This window comes from Prochlorococcus marinus str. MIT 0912 (assembly GCF_027359595.1).
Lineage (GTDB): Bacteria > Cyanobacteriota > Cyanobacteriia > PCC-6307 > Cyanobiaceae > Prochlorococcus_B > Prochlorococcus_B marinus_C.
This window is the reverse complement of sequence record NZ_CP114783.1, coordinates 50,928-68,410: the sequence shown is the minus strand read 5'-3', so window position 1 is coordinate 68,410 and position 17,483 is coordinate 50,928. Positions and strand designations below refer to the sequence as shown.

Sequence of the window (17,483 nt, the reverse complement as noted above, 5' to 3'; positions counted from 1 at the left end):
GAGTCAATAATAGTCATATGATTTTTTTTTGGTTATTTCAGCTCCCCTCACCTAACTTCCACAGATTTATTCCTGTTTTCTGGATTTCTTGTCGATTGACAACAGATCTTGTATCAAAAACCCAAGATGGTGATCTCATCAAAGAAGCTAAATAATTCCAATCAAGTCCAAAGAATTCATCCCATGCAGTAAGAATTAAAACTGCATCAACATTTTTCAATGCCTCTGGAATGGATTTAGCCATTTTCCATATTCCTTGATTATTAGATGAGAATTTTTCTAAATCTTCCTCTATTCTCTCAGATGAAACCTTAGGGTCATAAATTGATAAGATAGCTCCTTCTTCGAGCAAGTCTGAGGAAATTCTTATTGCAGGAGATTCTCTAGTATCATTTGTATTTGCCTTAAAGGAAAAGCCGAGGATCGCTATATTTTTTCCATTAACAGTACCAAAAAGCTTCTCAAGAACAATTTTATAGATTCTATCTTGTTGCCAAGTGTTCAGTACGACAACTTGATTCCAGTAATTTGCAACCTCTGGCAAACCAAAATATCCACTTAAATAAACTAAATTCAAAATATCCTTTTTAAAGCAGCTACCGCCAAAGCCAGGGCCAGCACTAAGGAATTGATTACCTATCCTTTTATCTGTTCCTATTGCTGTTGCAACTTCCTGAACATCAGCTCCAGTAGCTTCGCAAAAGGCTGAAATAGAGTTTATTGAACTGATTCTTTGAGCTAGGAATGCATTAGCAGCTAATTTTGAAAGCTCGCTACTCCATAAATTAGTACAAATTATCTTTTCACTCGGGACCCAATTCAAATAAATATTAACCAGTGCATCTACAGCATCAAGATCCTCTCCACCAATTAAAACCCTATCAGGTTTTTCCAAGTCATTAATTGCGGTCCCTTCAGCCAAGAATTCAGGATTCGATAAAACAGAAAAAGCTTTTTCAATTTTATTCTTTTGATTAACTCTATTTGTTGTCTTAAGTATCTCTTTTATTGCTTGTGCAGTACGAACTGGAAGAGTACTTTTTTCTATTACTATCGTGTGTCCTTTCGCATATTTAGCTACTTGCCTTGCACTAGCTTCAACCCAACTAAGATCGCTTGCTTGTCCGGCCCCAAGACCTTTTGTTTTTGTTGGAGTATTTACTGAAATAAAAATCATATCAGCATCAGATATTGACTTTTCCATTTCTGTGCTAAAGAAAAGGTTGCGCCCTCTTGTTCTTGAAATTATCCGATCTAATCCTGGTTCAAATATTGGTAATTTATTGAGATCTGAATCATTCCATGCATCAATTCGTTCTTTATTTATATCAACGACCCTAACTTCTAAATCGGGACATTTATCTGCGATAACAGACATGGTTGGGCCACCAACATAACCAGCACCAATACAACATATTTTTTGGATTTTAATAGAGCTCATTTAAAATAATCCATCATTTTCTTAGTCAATCAACTTTTTAATTAACTCATCTAGATCCTCCTTTGAGAAAATATATTCCCTACTCACCTCATCCTTTTGTTTATCCCTTAATTTCTTCATCAACAACTGACCTTTAGAAGCCTCATCCTCACCAATAACTAAGGCCCATTTGGCCCTACTTTTATCTGCTCGCTTAAATTGTTTTGAAAAAGATGAACCTGAGTAGTCCAATTCAATGATTAAGTTTGATAACCGTAACTGACAAGTAACTTCCAAAGCAAGTTTCTCAGCTTTTTCACCTTTATGAATCACATAAACATCTGGAGACTTTGATTGTAAAATTTTATTTCCAGCTAAAATTATCAGCCTTTCCATTCCAATAGCCCAACCAATAGAGGGAGTTTGAGGACCCCCCAGTTCACTTATCAAGCCATCGTAACGTCCTCCACCACATACAGTTGCTTGGGAACCCAAGTGATCACTTGTTATTTCGAAAGCTGTATGAGAATAATAATCAAGTCCCCTTACCAAATTAAAATTAATTTCATATGGAATCTTTAGATTAACAAGTAACTCCTGTAAATAATCAAATCTAGTTTTACTCTCATTAGATAAAAAGTCGTTTAAAGAAGGAGCATCAGATAAAAGTTCTCTTGTAGATTTATTTTTACTATCTAATATTCTCAAGGGATTAACATTAATTCTTTTCTGAGAATCTTCATCCAATAAATCAAATCTCTGATTAAGCCAATCTTTCAATTCTTCTTTGAAAATATTTCGATCTTCATTACTTCCAAGACTATTAATTTCTAAAGTCAAATCATTTAGACCAACATCCTTTAAAAAGTTCCAAGCTATTGAAATAACCTCAGCATCACTCATAACAGAAGCTAATCCAACAAATTCAACTCCTATTTGATGGAACTGTCTTTGTCTTCCTGCTTGAGGGCGTTCATATCTAAACATTGGTCCTCTATACCAGAGTCTTTGAGGGCCATTATTTAATAATCCATGCTGGACAATTGACCTCGCGACAGAAGCTGTGCCTTCAGGTCTCAAAGTGCATGAACGACCACCTCTATCGTCGAAACTGTACATTTCTTTGCCCACAACATCAGTATTTTCTCCAATCACCCTTGAAAACAATTCTGTTTGTTCAATAATTGGTGTTCTAATTTCTTGAAGCCCAGCTCGTCTAAAATGTTCAAGTGCAATTGATTCAACCTTCTGCCAGCCCTGAGTATGAGCAGGTAAAAGATCTACCATTCCTCTTAAATTCTTGAGATTGATCAAAGTAGCTTCAGAAAATTATTTGTTGTTTGTTTAATAGTAATTGTTTACGTAAACTGAAAAATCATATTTAATCAATGAGTTTTGTTAAACCAACTTGGGGAGACTCAATTTAGGAAGGGCAATAAGCCTAATCCTCTAGACGAGTAGCGCCCGAATATTTAACCAACCAACAATTAACTCTTCTTCTCACATTAAAAGGCATTTCGTTTTGGAGTTGAATTAATTCCATAGCTCCAAGTCTCTTTAGTTCTCTTGATTCAAGACTCCACATTTTTTCAGCTTCACAAATTAAACGAGCCCAACTTCTTGAATGCTGCCATTGCCTGAGACGCTTTTTTAATTCATTACCGTCAGGTTTACTTTTAACAAGGGGAAACTGACAAACTATATTTTTCTTAGTGAAATATTTTCTCATAAATCAATCATGGAAAAACTCTAGAAAAACTTCTTAATCAATACATTAAACATATAGCAAAGATTTGAAATGAGTACTTTATGAAAAAATCTACTTCAACCATGAAAGTCAACCTCCTGAACAGGGAACTCTAATTTCTCCTTTTCCCGACGACTCATTTTCCTAGACCAAGCTCCCTTAATTGCATCATTCCACCTAAAACCAGCGTTTTTAGCTAAATACCTTTCATCATAGGAAATCTCAGCGCGAACCAGAATTTTTGGCTCTAAAGCTCTTATCAATAGTTTTTCAAGTTCGCTACATCTTATAAAAACCTCTGCCAAATATATGCAATCGGTCAAAGCTCTATGTGCATTCCAAACAGGAACACCATAAGCCAATGCAAGATCTCTCACTGAAGGACGAGTCTTCAATTGTCTATCAGTTGGCCAAGTTATATCGTCCATAGAACAAATCCATGGTTTTTCAATCTGAGGCAATTTATTTAGACCAAACCATTTCATATCAAATTCTGCATTATGAGCAACGATCACATCTGATACTCGAACTAAAGATTCAAAATATTTAATTGCTTCAGAAAGAGGTTGAGGAAATCTAGTTATTTCAGCAGGAATATTGTTTATTTTTTCTGCGTTATTGATTTCAACTGGCAAAAGGAAAGATTGCTGCGCTAGTACCGATCTACTTTTTACATTGAAAAGGATCGAACCTACCTCAAGACAATCATCTTTTTCATTGTCAAGACCTGTGGTTTCAGTATCTAAAATCAAGATATTCTCAGGAAAATGTTCTTTACTTAAAATTTCAGCCTGTTCTTCTTTTGATTTAAAAGATTTTTTTTCTCTAAGATCTTTCTTTTTTTCATTGGCAATTTCTTTAGTTGTTTCATATAGAAAGCCAAGCTGTTCGCTATCTTTCTGGTGATTCTGCTCTTCTTTCACTTCAAAATTAATTAGTCATACTTCTATTATCATCAAAAAAACATAGTTGAATAAAAACTTAGTAGAACATTAGAAATAAAAGATACTTATTTTTAATTTATAATCGTTCTCTAGTTCTGTTGAAGAGTGATTATCATCTAATGAGCACTTTTAGGCGTATAAGCGATGTTTCTTGTCAATGGCCCTCAAGACCAATAGGTCTTGTAGAACTAATTGGTGGTAGCTATATCTCAATCAAGCCAGAAATTACATACAAAAGACTTATTTCTAGTTTTTTACGAAGAGATTTTGCAGTTCATTCATGGAGCTATATTCCTAACTTTGATCATCAACTTCAAGCAAATCATGCGTGGAAACAATTCCGTCAATCTCGAAAAATTCTTGAAAAAAGAGTTGGTTTAATACAAAAATCAATAAGACTGGGTCATAGTCTTGGATGCAAATTACATTTGCTGGCACCGGATGGAGGAAGAAATTGCGATGGTTTAGTAGCTATAAGCTTTAATAATTTTAAGGCAGATAAATCAATACCTTTGCTTAGAAAAATGTCTCAAAAGCTTAACTTTCAGACTGAATTCAGTCCAAGTCCTAGCGAAACATTAAATCTTGTTAGAGAACACTATGAGCAAATAAATAATCTATTAATTAAATTTAAAAACGATAACCTAGATCAAAATGATCTTTTACTTCAATCATTAAAGGAAAGATCCGCTGATAAATCTAAAATCATGAACCTAGACGGTAATCATCTAACCCCAGTCAGCGTGGGACTAAGAGAAAAGTTACTAAAATCTAATCTCGAAAACTCTTTAAAATACGAAAATATTGATTTAATAGTCAATCAAATAACTCATTGGGAAATCTTAACTTCTTAATTTATCTAAAACAGATCGATCTTCAAGAGTACTTGTATCTCCACTTATTTCATCGCCTGAAGCCAGTGCTCTTAAAATTCTGCGCATTATTTTTCCACTTCTAGTTTTAGGAAGAGAATCAGTAAATTTAATTTCATCAGGCTTGGCAATAGGTCCTATTTCATTCACTACATGTTTTTTTAATTGTGCCTCTATATTTTCGTTTACTTTTGCACCAGCTTTCAAAGTGATAAAGGCTACTATTGATTCACCTTTTAAATCATCAGGCCTACCAACTACTGCAGCTTCTGAAATAAGCTCATGACTAACTAAAGCTGATTCTATTTCCATTGTTCCAAGCCTATGACCAGAGACATTTATAACATCATCAACTCGCCCCATGACCCAAAAATAACCTTCTTCGTCTCTTCGAGCCCCATCTCCAGCAAAATATATATAGCTATTGTCTGAGGGTTTTAAATACTCCCAATAACTCTCTCTAAATCTTTTTTCATCTCCATAAACATTTCTCATCATTCCAGGCCATGGTCTTTTAACTACCAAATATCCACCCTCATTACTGGCGACAGACTCCCCATATGAATTGACCACATCGGCTTCAATCCCAGGCAAAGGGAAAGTTGCTGATCCAGGTTTGGTTGGGGTCGCTCCGGGAAGGGGACTAATCATTACTCCACCAGTTTCTGTTTGCCACCATGTATCAACTATTGGACATCTCCCCCCTCCAATAACATCTCTATACCACATCCAAGCCTCAGGATTAATTGGCTCTCCAACAGTTCCTAAAAGCCTCAAACTAGATAAATCATATTGCTGGGGAATCTTTTCCCCAGCTTTCATAAAGGCCCTTATGGCTGTTGGAGCAGTATAAAAAATCGAAATTTTATGCTTTTGAATTACATCCCAAAAAGCACCTGGATTTGATGGCCTAGGAACACCTTCGTACATAACAGTAGTTGCGCCATTAGATAGTGGGCCATAGACGATATAACTATGCCCAGTTATCCAACCAACATCAGCGGTGCACCAATAAACATCATTTTCACGAATATCAAAAATCCATTTAAAAGTTAAATGAGACCAAAGGTTATACCCAGCAGTTGAATGAACTACTCCCTTTGGTTTCCCTGTAGAGCCAGAAGTATATAAAACAAATAAGCAATCCTCACTATCCATTTGTTCCGGCAAACATTCTGCTGATTGACTATCTACAATTTCATGCCACCAATAATCTCTACCATCAACCATGGCAATATTTTTTTTAGTCCTTTGAACAACTAAAACTGATTCGACCTTTGGACAACTACCACCTTCCAATGCTGAGTCAACAGCATCTTTGAGAGGAATTACTTTATCTTTTCTAAAACCACCATCAGCTGTAATTATTGCTTTCGCTTCACCATTAATTAATCTGTCTCTGAGCGCCTCAGAGGAAAAGCCTCCAAATACCACTGAATGTGGTGCTCCTATCCTTGCACAAGCAAGCATTGCAATTGCAGCTTCAGGCACCATCGGCATATACAAAGCGACAAGATCACCTTTCCCTATGCCTATAGACTTGAGTGCATTAGCTGCTTTGCAAACTTCTTTATGTAGTTCTTTGTAGGTATATTTTTTTTGATCACCTGGCTCACCTTCCCAAATCAAGGCGACTTTGTTAGCTGTTGAACTATTTAAATGACGATCTAAACAGTTAAAGGAAATATTAGTTTTCCCTCCATCGAACCATTTAGCGAATGGAGGATTGGACCAATCAAGTACTTTATCAAAAGATTTAAACCAATGTAATTCTTCTCTAGCTGCATCACCCCAAAACTTATTTGGATCTGATTTAGCTATCTCCGACAGTTTCAAATACTTAGAGAAAGATGAGATTCTACTTTTACTGGAAAAGTCATCAGAGGGGGGGAAAATTCTCTGCTCCTGAAGAACAGACTCAATAGAGTTAGAATTGTCGGAGTTCATGAAAGATAAAAACAACTTTTTCATTTATTGCATTCAAGCTATTTCTGACCAAAAGGCTTGAATAGTGAAACTCTTATTTAAAACAAATTCATAATGAAGAAAAATTGTAATTTTCCTAAAGCATTATTATTTGATCTTGATGGAGTTCTAATTGATTCAGAACCCCTACATGGAAAAGCATGGAAAGAAACCGCCGCAATTTTCGATCTAAATCTAACTTATAGTCAATTAAGACTCTTAAGAGGTAAAAGGAGAATTGATTGTGCCAATGAACTGGTTAAATTAATTCCAAAGGCAGTGGAGGCGAAACACTTACTAAACATACATAAACCCATCTCAAGACAACTCATCCTTAAAGCAAAAGTTATGGAAGGTGGAGAGAATTTGGTCAAAAGGTGTCATAAAGACAATATCCCAATGGCCTTAGTAACCAGTAGCAGCTTTGAATCTTTCCAAATAAAAACAGCTCCACATAAATGGATAAATCTTTTTTCTGTAATAGTCCTAGGGGATGACAAATTACTAGTTCAAGGGAAACCAGCTCCAGATCCATATTTATTAGCTGCTGAAAAATTAAATCTAGCTCCTCAGGATTGTTGGGCTGTTGAAGATTCAATTGCTGGAGTATCTTCTGCCTTAGCGGCAGGTTGTTTTGTTTTCTTTTTAAAAGAAAAACATGATCAAATTAAGAAAAAAGAAATTCTTGATCAACCAATTAATTTAAAACAAATCAGCCATTTAAAAGAAATTGAACAAATTTTGAGTGAGTATTGAATTAATAAAGTCTGCTAATTACAAATTCAGGCAATTCAAGTAATGCTTTTTTGGATGGGGAATCTGGCAACCAAGAAATTGAATCTTTTGATTCAGACGCAAATTTTTCGGCTAATTCTCTTGATTTTTTGATCGCACTTGAATCTCTTACTAGAGACAAAGCCTTATCAAGATCATCTTTTTTAGAGAATTTACCATTGATAAGTTCACTCAGAGTTGGATTTTCTTCCAAAGCATAGAAAACTGGGGCAGTAAGATAACCACTTTGAAGATCACTAGCGGCTGGTTTGCCTAATTGTTTATCATTTCCAGTAAAATCTAGGATATCATCAACCACTTGAAACGCTAATCCTAATTGTCTTCCAAAAAAATAAAGTGAATTTAAACTCTCTTCATCTACATCAGATAAAACACCAATAGCTTTGGAGCTATTAGCAATTAGTGAAGCTGTTTTACAATAACTTTTTTCTAAATAACTCTCAAAGGATTGACTTGAATCAAATCTGTTGAGCCCCTGCTTTATCTCGCCTTCCGCTAGATCCATAATCACCCTACTTAACAATTTAACAACATCTAAATTTTCAAGATTTGCTAGATGCCAACTTGCTTGTGCAAATAGGAAATCTCCTGCTAAAACAGCTATCCTGGGATCAAATCGACTGTGAACAGTTTCAACACCTCTTCTAGTATCAGCTTCATCAACGACATCATCATGCACAAGAGAAGCTGTATGAATCATCTCAGTAATTTGGGCCAACTTTCTATGCTTCAAAGGAAGATCCTTTTCAGACGTCAAAGCTCTTGAAATCAATAAAACTATCCCAGGCCTTAAACGTTTACCCCCTGCACTAAAAAGATGTTCTGCAGCTGCCTGCAAAATAGGGTGTCCAGCACCTATGAGGCTGCGAAGATCTAGTAGCAATGCTTCTAGATCAAGTTCTACAGGTTGAAGAATTTCCGTGGCTGTGGTCATAAAACCGCTCTACTTTTTGATATTAAGAGACACAACCCTTCTTCTGCAGTGAAACGAGATTAACTTCAGGAAACACGTTCAACCAATAATTAGCTTTATTGGGAAAGTTTTTAAGATTAGAGGTTACATAAAACTTTAAATCAACTAAATTTTTTTTCTTTGAATAATTGCTCACTTTTGAATCCAAAAACAACTTTAATTTCAAAGAAAGAGCTTCAGCTGGGTCAATCAATTTAACATTAGAAGGTAACATTTTTGTCAGCAATGGAGTTATGAGAGGATAGTGACTACAGCCAAGAATTAAAGAGTAAATATTTTCTTTTAAAAGAGGTTGTAAATACCTAATTGCAGCATTAGTAATCTCATCCGAATCAATATTACCCATTTCAATCATTGGAACAAATTCAGGGCATGGTTGTTCGATTACAAACGTTTTTGGTTGGCATTCTAAAATCGAATTTGTATAAGCCTTTGTTTTAACAGTAGAGGGAGTTGCTAAGACACCTACTCTAGGTTCCTTGATGATTGAGGCCGCAGACCCAATCAAGTCAAAAACAGGGACATCTAAATTTTTTTTAATTACATCCAAGGCAATGGCATTTGTTGTGTTACATGAAACCAAAAAAGCGTCAATTTTTTGATAACTAAACCAAGTTGATATTTCTTCAGCAATTTGAACAATCTCATTATTTGACTTGACTCCATATGGAAGTCTTGCTGTATCAGCTAAATACATAATTGAATTATTGGGACATAGTTCCATTACTTTTTTTAAAACAGTAAAGCCTCCTATACCACTATCAAACAATCCAAGTCGCATATCTAATTTGAGACTTTTAGATAATTCAGTATTCCCTTAGCGATAGCAAAAGATATTTTATCTCTGTAACCTTTTTGTCGTAATAAATCTGCATCATACATACCAGTAACAAATCCAATCTCTACTAAAGCTGCAGGCATGGATGTTTTTCTAATTACATAAAATCTAGATCTCCTAACCCCCCTATCTGGGCTTTGAGGAGAGAAAATTAAAATTTGTTTTTGAATATTTTTTGCTAAAGAATAACCTTTATAACCAGAGTAATAATAGGTCTCTAAACCATTTACATCTTTTTGCTTTCCTCTTGTTGCATTTGCATGAATACTAACAAAAACATCAGCTTTTGAATTATTAGCTTTAGTAACTCTCGGTTGTAAGTCTAATGTTCTCTCATGATTCCGAGTTAAAATAGTTTTCACCCCTTTATTTGTTAGAAATCCTGAAACACTTTTTGACACTTCCAAAACAATATCAGTCTCTCTTAATCCATTAATTCCGACAGCACCAGGATCCGAACCACCATGGCCTGGATCAATAACAACTTTATACTTTCCATAAGGAACATTGGGTAAAGAAGAAATATCTAAATCTTGAATCTTTATTTTTTCAAAAGTTCTTTTTATTGAATTTCTTAAAATATTACCTTCTTCAATAGAACGAAAAGAATTATTTTCTAAACCAATAAATTTCAATTCCCATGTGTTTGGTGTGATACCAATTAATTGTAATTTTGATGGTTCTAATTCAACTGATGGAAGAAACTCAATAACAAGCCTTGTCTTACCCTTCGCAGGTTTACCTAATCTTATTTCCTTAACTGATCCATTACCTTTAATAGTTCTAGGACGGCTTAATTCTCCAGGGAAATCAATCCATACCCTTTCACCTTTATCACTGTTTGAGGATTGATAAAAAGCATCTAATTTAGCCCCAGTGGAAGTTCGTAATCTAAGGGTACCGTTACTAGTTAAGGCCCATGCAGCAAGAGCGCTAGCAGATCTGAGCGGTAAAGAAATAAAAAGATTTAAACAAAAAAAAGATCCCGCAATAAATGCAAGTTTTGACTTTAAAGATTGAACTTCAAACATCAAATAAAAAGCTCTGTTTTTCGATGTTTTAGGCTGGGCATTTGTCCTCTGATCCTCTCGACTCTTTCTTTATCAGCAGGAGCTATTGCTGCTCCTTGAAGAACCCCTGCATCTGCCAAAACTGTCCCCCAAGGATCAATAACCATCGCATGGCCATGACTTTGTCTTCTGCCATAGTGGCGACCCGTTTGAGCTGGAGCAACAACATAAGCAGTATTTTCAATAGCTCTTGCTTGAAGCAAGACTTGCCAATGATCCTTTCCCGTAAAAGCAGTAAAAGCAGCTGGAATCATTAATAAATCTGCTCCTCTATTGACCAAATCCCTATAAAGTTCAGGAAACCGCACGTCATAACAGATAGATAACCCTATTTTGCAAAGTCCTGGCACCTCAACAACAGGTGGAGATTCACTTCCGGAAACTATTGTTTCAGACTCTCTATAGGTATTACCTTCAGGAAGATCAACGTCGAAAAGGTGGATTTTGTCATATTTTGCTAGAGATTGACCGTCCTTTCCAAACAACTCCGCTCTATTTAAAGTTCTTACTCCATCGCCAGCGGGGACAGGGAAACCACCTCCAAGCAAAACAACTTGATATCTTCTTGCCATTGTTACTAAAAAACTATTGCATTTTTCATAAATTGAAGATGCAATTTTTAATTTTTTTTGATCCTCACCCAAAAATGCAAAGTTTTCAGGAAGTCCAACAAGATCAGCCCCTCGCCTGGAAGCCAACTCAATTTGTTCTTCTGCGGCATTGAGATTTGCATCTATATCTGAGGTACTGGTTAGCTGTAAGGCCGCAGCCAAAAAATCTGACACTGAGTTAAAAGAAAAATAATTTAAAAGTTTAGTTTGAGCGAAGTACGCCCATCTCAATCTGTTTTGGAACAATAGAAAGGTTGTCCAAAGAAGAGCAACAAGCAAAATCATCATCATGATTGCCTATCCCTGCAAGTCTTTGTCCATGACTTGCAACACGTAAACATCCTTCAACATCATTCTCCCAATTTTTCCAAAGTGCTATTGAGGACATCAATTCATCGTTTAATATCTGAACCGACTCTAATTGATCCATCAGAAGAGAGGCTAAAGCCCCAGCAGCTAAAGAATCTTCTAAAGAGTAGGAACCTTCCCACCCACTACCAACAATCCAAACTTCTCTAGGATTATCACTTTTCAATCTTTCAGCAATAGCTTTCCTGTTTGGGAGTGCCATTGTGTACAAACTTTTGGATTCTCTAACTCGATGTAATGACCTTGTTCCATTTGTAGTACTCATAAAAACTCTTTTCCCTTTTACTCGATCAGTTGAGACTCCCAATGGAGAATTTCCCAAGTCAAATCCATCTAATTTTTTCCCTCCTCTCTCTCCAACAAGAATTTTATCTTTAGCGTCAAATGTCTTTGCCTGATTTTTAAGTTCATCAACATCTGCAAACACTTGCACTGAATCAGCTCCATTTTCAAGAGCCCAGGCAATAGTTGTTGTAGCTCTTAGAACATCAATTACCACTGAGGATTCAGGAATAATCCCAATAGGAACATCTGCTGCTACATAAAAATAAGAAAGTTTCATTTCCACAAAGGCTGACAACTTGCGTCACAGTAACTAGATAAATAGGTTAATCGTGCAGACCTTCATGAAATTATTTCGTAAAGAACCTCTTACACGGGACATTAGAGATTTTCTTGCTCTTCTAGAAAAAAAAGGTCAATTAAAGAGAATTAGCAGTCCTGTTGATAGTGATCTAGAAATCGCAGCAATAAGCGATCGAGTCCTTGGGATGGGAGGACCTGCTCTACTTTTTGAAAATGTAAAAGGATCATCAATACCTGTTGCAGTCAATTTACTTGGCACAATGGATCGCGTGGTTTGGAGTATGGGCTTAGAGAAGCAAGAACAATTGGAAGATTTAGGGAAAAAATTAGCCCTTCTTCAGCAACCAAGGCCTCCGAAAGGATTTAAAGAAACCAAAGCTTTTGCTTCAGTTGCTTGGGATCTACTCAAAGCCCGTCCCGATATTGATCTATTACCACCGTGCCATCAAAAAGTAATTAGTGAAAAGGAATTAGATCTAAATCAGTTGCCACTTTTAAGACCCTGGCCAGAGGATGCTGGCGGTGCCGTCACTCTAGGTCTAGTAATAACAAAAGATCCTGAAACTGGCGTGCCAAATGTTGGTGTTTATCGACTTCAAAAACAATCTGCAAAGAGCATGACAGTTCATTGGTTAAGTGTCAGAGGAGGAGCTAGGCATCTTCGAAAAGCAGCTGCCATGAATAAAAAGTTAGAAGTTGCTGTTGCAATTGGAGTTCACCCACTTCTTGTTATGGCTGCAGCAACTCCCATTCCAGTACAACTCAGCGAATGGCTATTTGCAGGTTTATATGCAGGAGAAGGTGTTCGATTAACTAAATGCAAAACCATCGATCTTCAGGTACCAAGTCACAGTGAAATTATTCTGGAAGGATCTATATCTCCGGGTGAAGAGATGATGGATGGTCCATTTGGAGACCATATGGGGTTCTATGGAGCTGCTGAATCCTCACCTTTAATTAGATTCCACTGTATGACTCAAAGGAAAAACCCGATATTTTTAACCACTTTCAGCGGTAGACCTCCAAAAGAAGAGGCCATGCTTGCAATAGCATTAAATAGAATTTATACACCCATACTTAAACAACAAATTCCTGAAGTTATTGATTTTTTCCTTCCAATGGAAGCTTTGAGTTATAAGTTAGCAGTCATATCTATTGATAAAGCATATCCAGGTCAGGCAAAAAGAGCTGCAATGGCTTTTTGGAGTGCTTTACCACAATTTACCTATACAAAATTTGTTGTTGTCGTCGACTCGACCATTAATGTAAGAGATCCTAGACAAGTGGTTTGGGTTTTATCCAGTCAAGTTGACCCTCAAAGAGATTTATTCATATTAGAAAACACTCCTTTTGATACCCTTGACTTCGCTAGTGAGAACATAGGACTGGGAGGCAGATTAGCTATTGATGCAACAACAAAAATTGGCCCAGAGAAAAATCATGATTGGGGAAAACCATTAACAAGGCCTAAAGAGCTTGAAGACAAAGTCGATGAAAGATGGGCAGAGCTAGGGTTATCTGAGTTGGAAAACAACCAACCAAGTCCAGAATTATTTGGGTACGTCATCGATGAACTAATGCGTCAAAAAAAAATAAACAATTCATAAATCAAGAATAAAGCTAATCGATAAATAAAATAAGAAAATATATTGTTTTTTCATTGAAAGTTCCTACTAAAGAGCAGTCTTTAAAAGACCTTCAAAAGGGAGGAGCACTCTGTGGGAAAGTGAAAGTACCTGGAGATAAATCAATATCACATCGAGCACTACTGTTTGGGGCTATAGCCAAAGGGAAAACAATCATTGAAGGTCTTTTACCTGCTGAAGATCCTTTGAGCACTGCTGAATGTTTGAGATTAATGGGCGTAAAGATTAGTCCAATTAAAAAAGGAAGCATCGTTGAAGTTGATGGCGTTGGATTAAATGGTCTCCAAGAGCCTCAAGACATTTTGAATTGCGGAAATTCAGGAACAACTATGAGATTAATAATGGGGTTATTAGCCGGTCAAGAAGGTCATCATTTCATCCTTACAGGAGACAAATCACTAAGGAACAGACCAATGAAAAGAGTAGGACAGCCATTAAAGATGATGGGGGCTAAAGTTTCTGGGAGATGTGGTGGAGACTTTGCCCCCCTCTCGATCATGGGGAATAAATTAAGAGGGGCCGTAATTGGTACACCAGTCGCAAGTGCTCAGATAAAATCTGCAATCCTTCTTGCTGCTCTTAAGGCAGAAAGTTCAACGACTGTTATTGAACCTGCCAGATCAAGAGACCATAGCGAGAGAATGTTAAAAGCTTTCGGAGCCAATATAGAGGTAGGTGGTGAAATGGGTAGACATATAACTGTTTTCCCTGGAAAAGACCTAAAAGGTCAATCAATTATAGTTCCTGGTGATATTAGTTCCGCTGCTTTTTGGCTAGTTGCAGGTAGCATAATACCAGGATCTGAAATAATCATTGAAAATGTTGGTTTAAATCCGACAAGGACTGGAATACTTGACGTATTAGAGATGATGGAGGCAAGTATCAATGTAACAAACGAAAGAGATGTAGCAGGTGAACCTGTTGGTGACATAGAAGTTCTCTACAAAGAAAACTTGAAACCTTTTAAGATTGATGAAGATATTATGCCTCGACTAGTAGACGAGATACCCATATTATCTGTAGCCGCATGTTTTTGTAATGGTATCAGTCAAATAAAGGGAGCAAGTGAATTGAGAGTTAAAGAAACTGATCGTTTAGCCGTAATGACCAGGCAATTAAAAAGGATGGGAGCCAAAGTAGATGAACATCAAGATGGTCTAACCATTTATGGAGGAAATAATTTAAAAGGATGCGAGCTTGATAGCGAGGATGATCACAGGGTGGCAATGAGTTTAGCTATTGCATCAATCTTGGCTAATTCAAATTCGACATTACGTCGTAGTGAAGCTGCAGCAATCTCATATCCTGAATTTTGGAGTGATCTTAAGAGACTTCAACAAAAGAATTAGCTTCTTTTAGAATTGAATAGTTTCAAAAAACATACAACAAAAGATGGGAGTTTAAGTCTTTATAGCTTTAGCTATAAAGAGGGATTTCATGATAAGGACGGAGCACTTAAAGAATCAATTGATAAATATCTATTACCCGCTCAATTAGAACAATTTTCTAACACTGAAAAAATAGTTGTTTTAGATGTTTGCATGGGATTGGGCTATAATACAGGATGTATTTTCGAAAAATTACTTCAAAGCAATATAAAAATTGAATGGCATGGGCTTGAGATTGATCAAAGGCCTCTAAATCTTGCTCTTAAAGAAAAGATATTTCAAGAGATATGGTCTCCAAAAGTATTGCATTTTTTTAATTGCTTAAACAAATCAGGTAAGTGGACTGATGGTTTTAATGAAGGTATTATTCACTGGGGAGATGCAAGAAAAAAAATATACGAAATACAAAGTTCACTAAGATTTGATTTAATTCTTCTCGATCCTTTTTCTCCACAAAAGTGTCCTGAGCTTTGGAGTGAGGAATTCATCTATTTATTAACCGGAAGGCTATCCGCCAAAGGCCGCTTGATTACATATTCAACTGCTGCCTCAATTAGAGCGAGTTTCAAAAGAGCAGGTTTAAAAATCTATTCAATAGTTCCATCAATCGTTGATCAAAAAAAATGGAGTTTAGGGACAGTTGCTATGAAAAAAAGATCAGAACAAGATTTGATTTCAAAAGAATGTCAGCTTAAAGACTTAAGCACTAGAGAAGTAGAACACCTTAATACGCGTTCATCAATTCCTTACAGAGATCCAACAGGAAAAGGGAGCTCTCAAGAAATTATTTCAACAAGAGAAATAGAGCAATCTAAAAGTCAATTAATAAACACTTCATCCTGGAGAAAAAGATGGAATACTGCGCGATAGCAATAAAGCAATTAGATTTCGTCAAAAAAGTACTCTAATGCTTGCCATAGCAATTTTAGCGGCTGGGAAAGGTACGCGAATGAAAAGCAACCTGCCTAAGGTTCTTCACCCTTTGGCAGGAAAATCACTTATTGATAGGGTTTTGTCTTCCACTCAGGGACTCAGTCCAAGCCGTAGATTAATAGTTGTAGGACATCAAGCTAACCTTGTAGAGGACTCTCTAAAAAATCATCAAGACTTAGATTTTGTTCTTCAGCGACCTCAAAATGGTACTGGACATGCGATCCAGCAATTAATACCAAAGTTAAAAGGGTTTAAAGGAGAGCTTTTAGTATTAAATGGCGATGTACCTCTGCTAAGAGAAGAAACTCTAAGTTCACTTTTAAAATTCCACAAAGGATCCAACGCGAGTGTAACTTTTTTATCAGCAAATTTATCCTCTCCAACAGGATATGGACGAGTTTTCACAGATAAGTCTGGACTAGTAAAGAAAATCATCGAAGAGAAGGATTGCACTAATGAACAGAAAAAAAATAAATTAATAAATGCAGGCATATATTGTTTTAATTGGCAACAATTATTAGACGTTTTAAACTTATTGTCTAATAAAAATAGTCAGCATGAAATATATCTAACAGATACTATAAGTTTGCTCAAAAAAGCATTACATTTCCAGGTGGATAATCCATTTGAGATCAAGGGCATTAATGATAGGTTTCAATTATCTGAATGCGAACATTATATCCAAGAAAAGCTTAAATCTTTATGGATGAGAAAGGGAGTTTCATTTGTTGATCCTATTAGTTGTTCTCTGAGTGAGGATTCAAGCTTCGGTACAGATGTAATTGTTGAGCCACAAACACATTTTCGTGGTAAATGCGATATTGGTAATGGATGTCATTTAGGGCCAGGTAGTGTTATCACAAATTCAACACTTGCGGAAAATGTATTAGCTATTCAGTCATACATCAATGAAGCAGAGATTGGGACTAATACATCAATTGGTCCATTCGCTCACATAAGGCCCGAATCAAACATAAGTAAAAATTCTAAAATAGGGAACTTTGTAGAAATTAAAAAAAGTTTTATTGGTGAAGGAACAAAAATTAATCATTTAAGCTATGTGGGAGATTCAGATCTAGGGAAGAATATTAATATTGGAGCAGGGACTATTACAGCTAATTTTGATGGCAAAAATAAACATAGAACAATTATTGATGATCATTCAAAAACCGGTGCCAATTCAGTCCTAGTTGCACCCATCAAAATTGGGGCACATGTCACAATTGGTGCGGGGTCAACAGTATGTAAAGATATTCCCGATAAAAGTTTAGTAGTTGAAAGATCAAAAGCAATTATTAGAACTAAGATTGATTAACTATAACTGCCA

General features: G+C 36.1%; 16 protein-coding genes. 6 read left to right on the top strand and 10 right to left on the bottom strand.

Translation table 11 applies throughout. The annotated features are described in order from the left end of the window. Positions 1–37 precede the first annotated feature (37 nt). From O5640_RS00315 to O5640_RS00300, 4 genes are all read right to left on the bottom strand, one after another. Positions 38–1,441 (bottom strand): nucleotide sugar dehydrogenase, encoded by a 1,404-nt coding sequence (locus O5640_RS00315; RefSeq protein WP_269612555.1) that lies wholly within the window; start codon positions 1,439–1,441, stop codon positions 38–40. Positions 1,442–1,462: 21 nt separating this feature from the next. Beyond that, positions 1,463–2,734 carry a histidine--tRNA ligase gene (hisS, locus tag O5640_RS00310; protein WP_269612554.1) on the bottom strand — a complete coding sequence of 424 codons (1,272 nt, stop codon included), beginning with the start codon at positions 2,732–2,734 and terminating at the stop codon, positions 1,463–1,465. 127 nt (positions 2,735–2,861) lie between these two features. After that, positions 2,862–3,149 carry a hypothetical protein gene (locus O5640_RS00305; RefSeq protein ID WP_269612553.1) on the bottom strand — a complete coding sequence of 96 codons (288 nt, stop codon included), beginning with the start codon at positions 3,147–3,149 and terminating at the stop codon, positions 2,862–2,864. Positions 3,150–3,244: 95 nt separating this feature from the next. Further along, complete coding sequence (locus O5640_RS00300; protein WP_420063690.1) at positions 3,245–4,090, bottom strand: 3'-5' exonuclease; 846 nt, start codon at positions 4,088–4,090, stop codon at positions 3,245–3,247. A gap of 140 nt (positions 4,091–4,230) precedes the next feature. On the opposite strand from O5640_RS00300, the gene O5640_RS00295 reads away from it, so the two are divergent. Further along, the gene (locus tag O5640_RS00295) at positions 4,231–4,965 is read left to right on the top strand and encodes a DUF1350 family protein (RefSeq protein ID WP_269612552.1); all 735 of its coding nucleotides are present in this window, start codon (positions 4,231–4,233) and stop codon (positions 4,963–4,965) included. On the opposite strand, the gene acs is transcribed toward O5640_RS00295, so the two are convergent. Then, positions 4,954–6,930: an acetate--CoA ligase gene (gene acs / locus O5640_RS00290; protein WP_269612551.1), complete on the bottom strand. Its 1,977-nt coding sequence runs from the start codon at positions 6,928–6,930 to the stop codon at positions 4,954–4,956. The genes O5640_RS00295 and acs overlap by 12 nt on opposite strands. A 93-nt stretch (positions 6,931–7,023) precedes the next feature. On the opposite strand from acs, the gene O5640_RS00285 reads away from it, so the two are divergent. Then, positions 7,024–7,704 (top strand): HAD family hydrolase, encoded by a 681-nt coding sequence (locus O5640_RS00285; RefSeq protein ID WP_269612550.1) that lies wholly within the window; start codon positions 7,024–7,026, stop codon positions 7,702–7,704. 1 nt (position 7,705) lies between these two features. On the opposite strand, the gene sds is transcribed toward O5640_RS00285, so the two are convergent. The 5 genes from sds to O5640_RS00260 are packed head-to-tail and all read right to left on the bottom strand — an operon-like array spanning position 7,706 to position 12,166. After that, positions 7,706–8,677, bottom strand: coding sequence for a solanesyl diphosphate synthase (gene sds / locus O5640_RS00280; RefSeq protein WP_269612549.1), 972 nt, complete (start codon positions 8,675–8,677; stop codon positions 7,706–7,708). 22 nt (positions 8,678–8,699) lie between these two features. Then, on the bottom strand, positions 8,700–9,497 hold the full coding sequence (murI, locus tag O5640_RS00275; protein ID WP_269612547.1) for a glutamate racemase: 798 nt from the start codon (positions 9,495–9,497) through the stop codon (positions 8,700–8,702). A 2-nt stretch (positions 9,498–9,499) separates the two neighbouring features. Further along, positions 9,500–10,585, bottom strand: a complete 1,086-nt coding sequence (locus tag O5640_RS00270; protein WP_269612546.1) for an N-acetylmuramoyl-L-alanine amidase — start codon at positions 10,583–10,585, stop codon at positions 9,500–9,502. After that, a complete protein-coding gene (locus O5640_RS00265; protein WP_269612545.1) occupies positions 10,585–11,409 on the bottom strand; it encodes a carbon-nitrogen hydrolase family protein in 825 nt (274 codons plus the stop codon). Before O5640_RS00265 ends, O5640_RS00270 begins: the two co-directional genes overlap by 1 nt. Before the next feature lie 28 nt (positions 11,410–11,437). Next, positions 11,438–12,166: a 2-phosphosulfolactate phosphatase family protein gene (locus tag O5640_RS00260; protein WP_269612544.1), complete on the bottom strand. Its 729-nt coding sequence runs from the start codon at positions 12,164–12,166 to the stop codon at positions 11,438–11,440. Positions 12,167–12,230: 64 nt separating this feature from the next. Between O5640_RS00260 and O5640_RS00255 the strand changes: the two genes are divergently transcribed. From O5640_RS00255 to glmU, 4 genes are read left to right on the top strand one after another with little or no spacing between them, the layout of a single operon-like run. Continuing rightward, positions 12,231–13,796, top strand: a complete 1,566-nt coding sequence (locus O5640_RS00255) for a UbiD family decarboxylase (RefSeq protein ID WP_269612543.1) — start codon at positions 12,231–12,233, stop codon at positions 13,794–13,796. 53 nt (positions 13,797–13,849) lie between these two features. After that, on the top strand, positions 13,850–15,184 hold the full coding sequence (gene aroA, locus O5640_RS00250; RefSeq protein ID WP_269612542.1) for a 3-phosphoshikimate 1-carboxyvinyltransferase: 1,335 nt from the start codon (positions 13,850–13,852) through the stop codon (positions 15,182–15,184). Positions 15,185–15,196: 12 nt separating this feature from the next. Continuing rightward, the gene (locus tag O5640_RS00245; protein WP_269612541.1) at positions 15,197–16,093 is read left to right on the top strand and encodes an MnmC family methyltransferase; all 897 of its coding nucleotides are present in this window, start codon (positions 15,197–15,199) and stop codon (positions 16,091–16,093) included. Positions 16,094–16,130: 37 nt separating this feature from the next. Continuing rightward, complete coding sequence (gene glmU, locus O5640_RS00240) at positions 16,131–17,471, top strand: bifunctional UDP-N-acetylglucosamine diphosphorylase/glucosamine-1-phosphate N-acetyltransferase GlmU (RefSeq protein WP_269612540.1); 1,341 nt, start codon at positions 16,131–16,133, stop codon at positions 17,469–17,471. Positions 17,472–17,483: the final 12 nt, after the last annotated feature.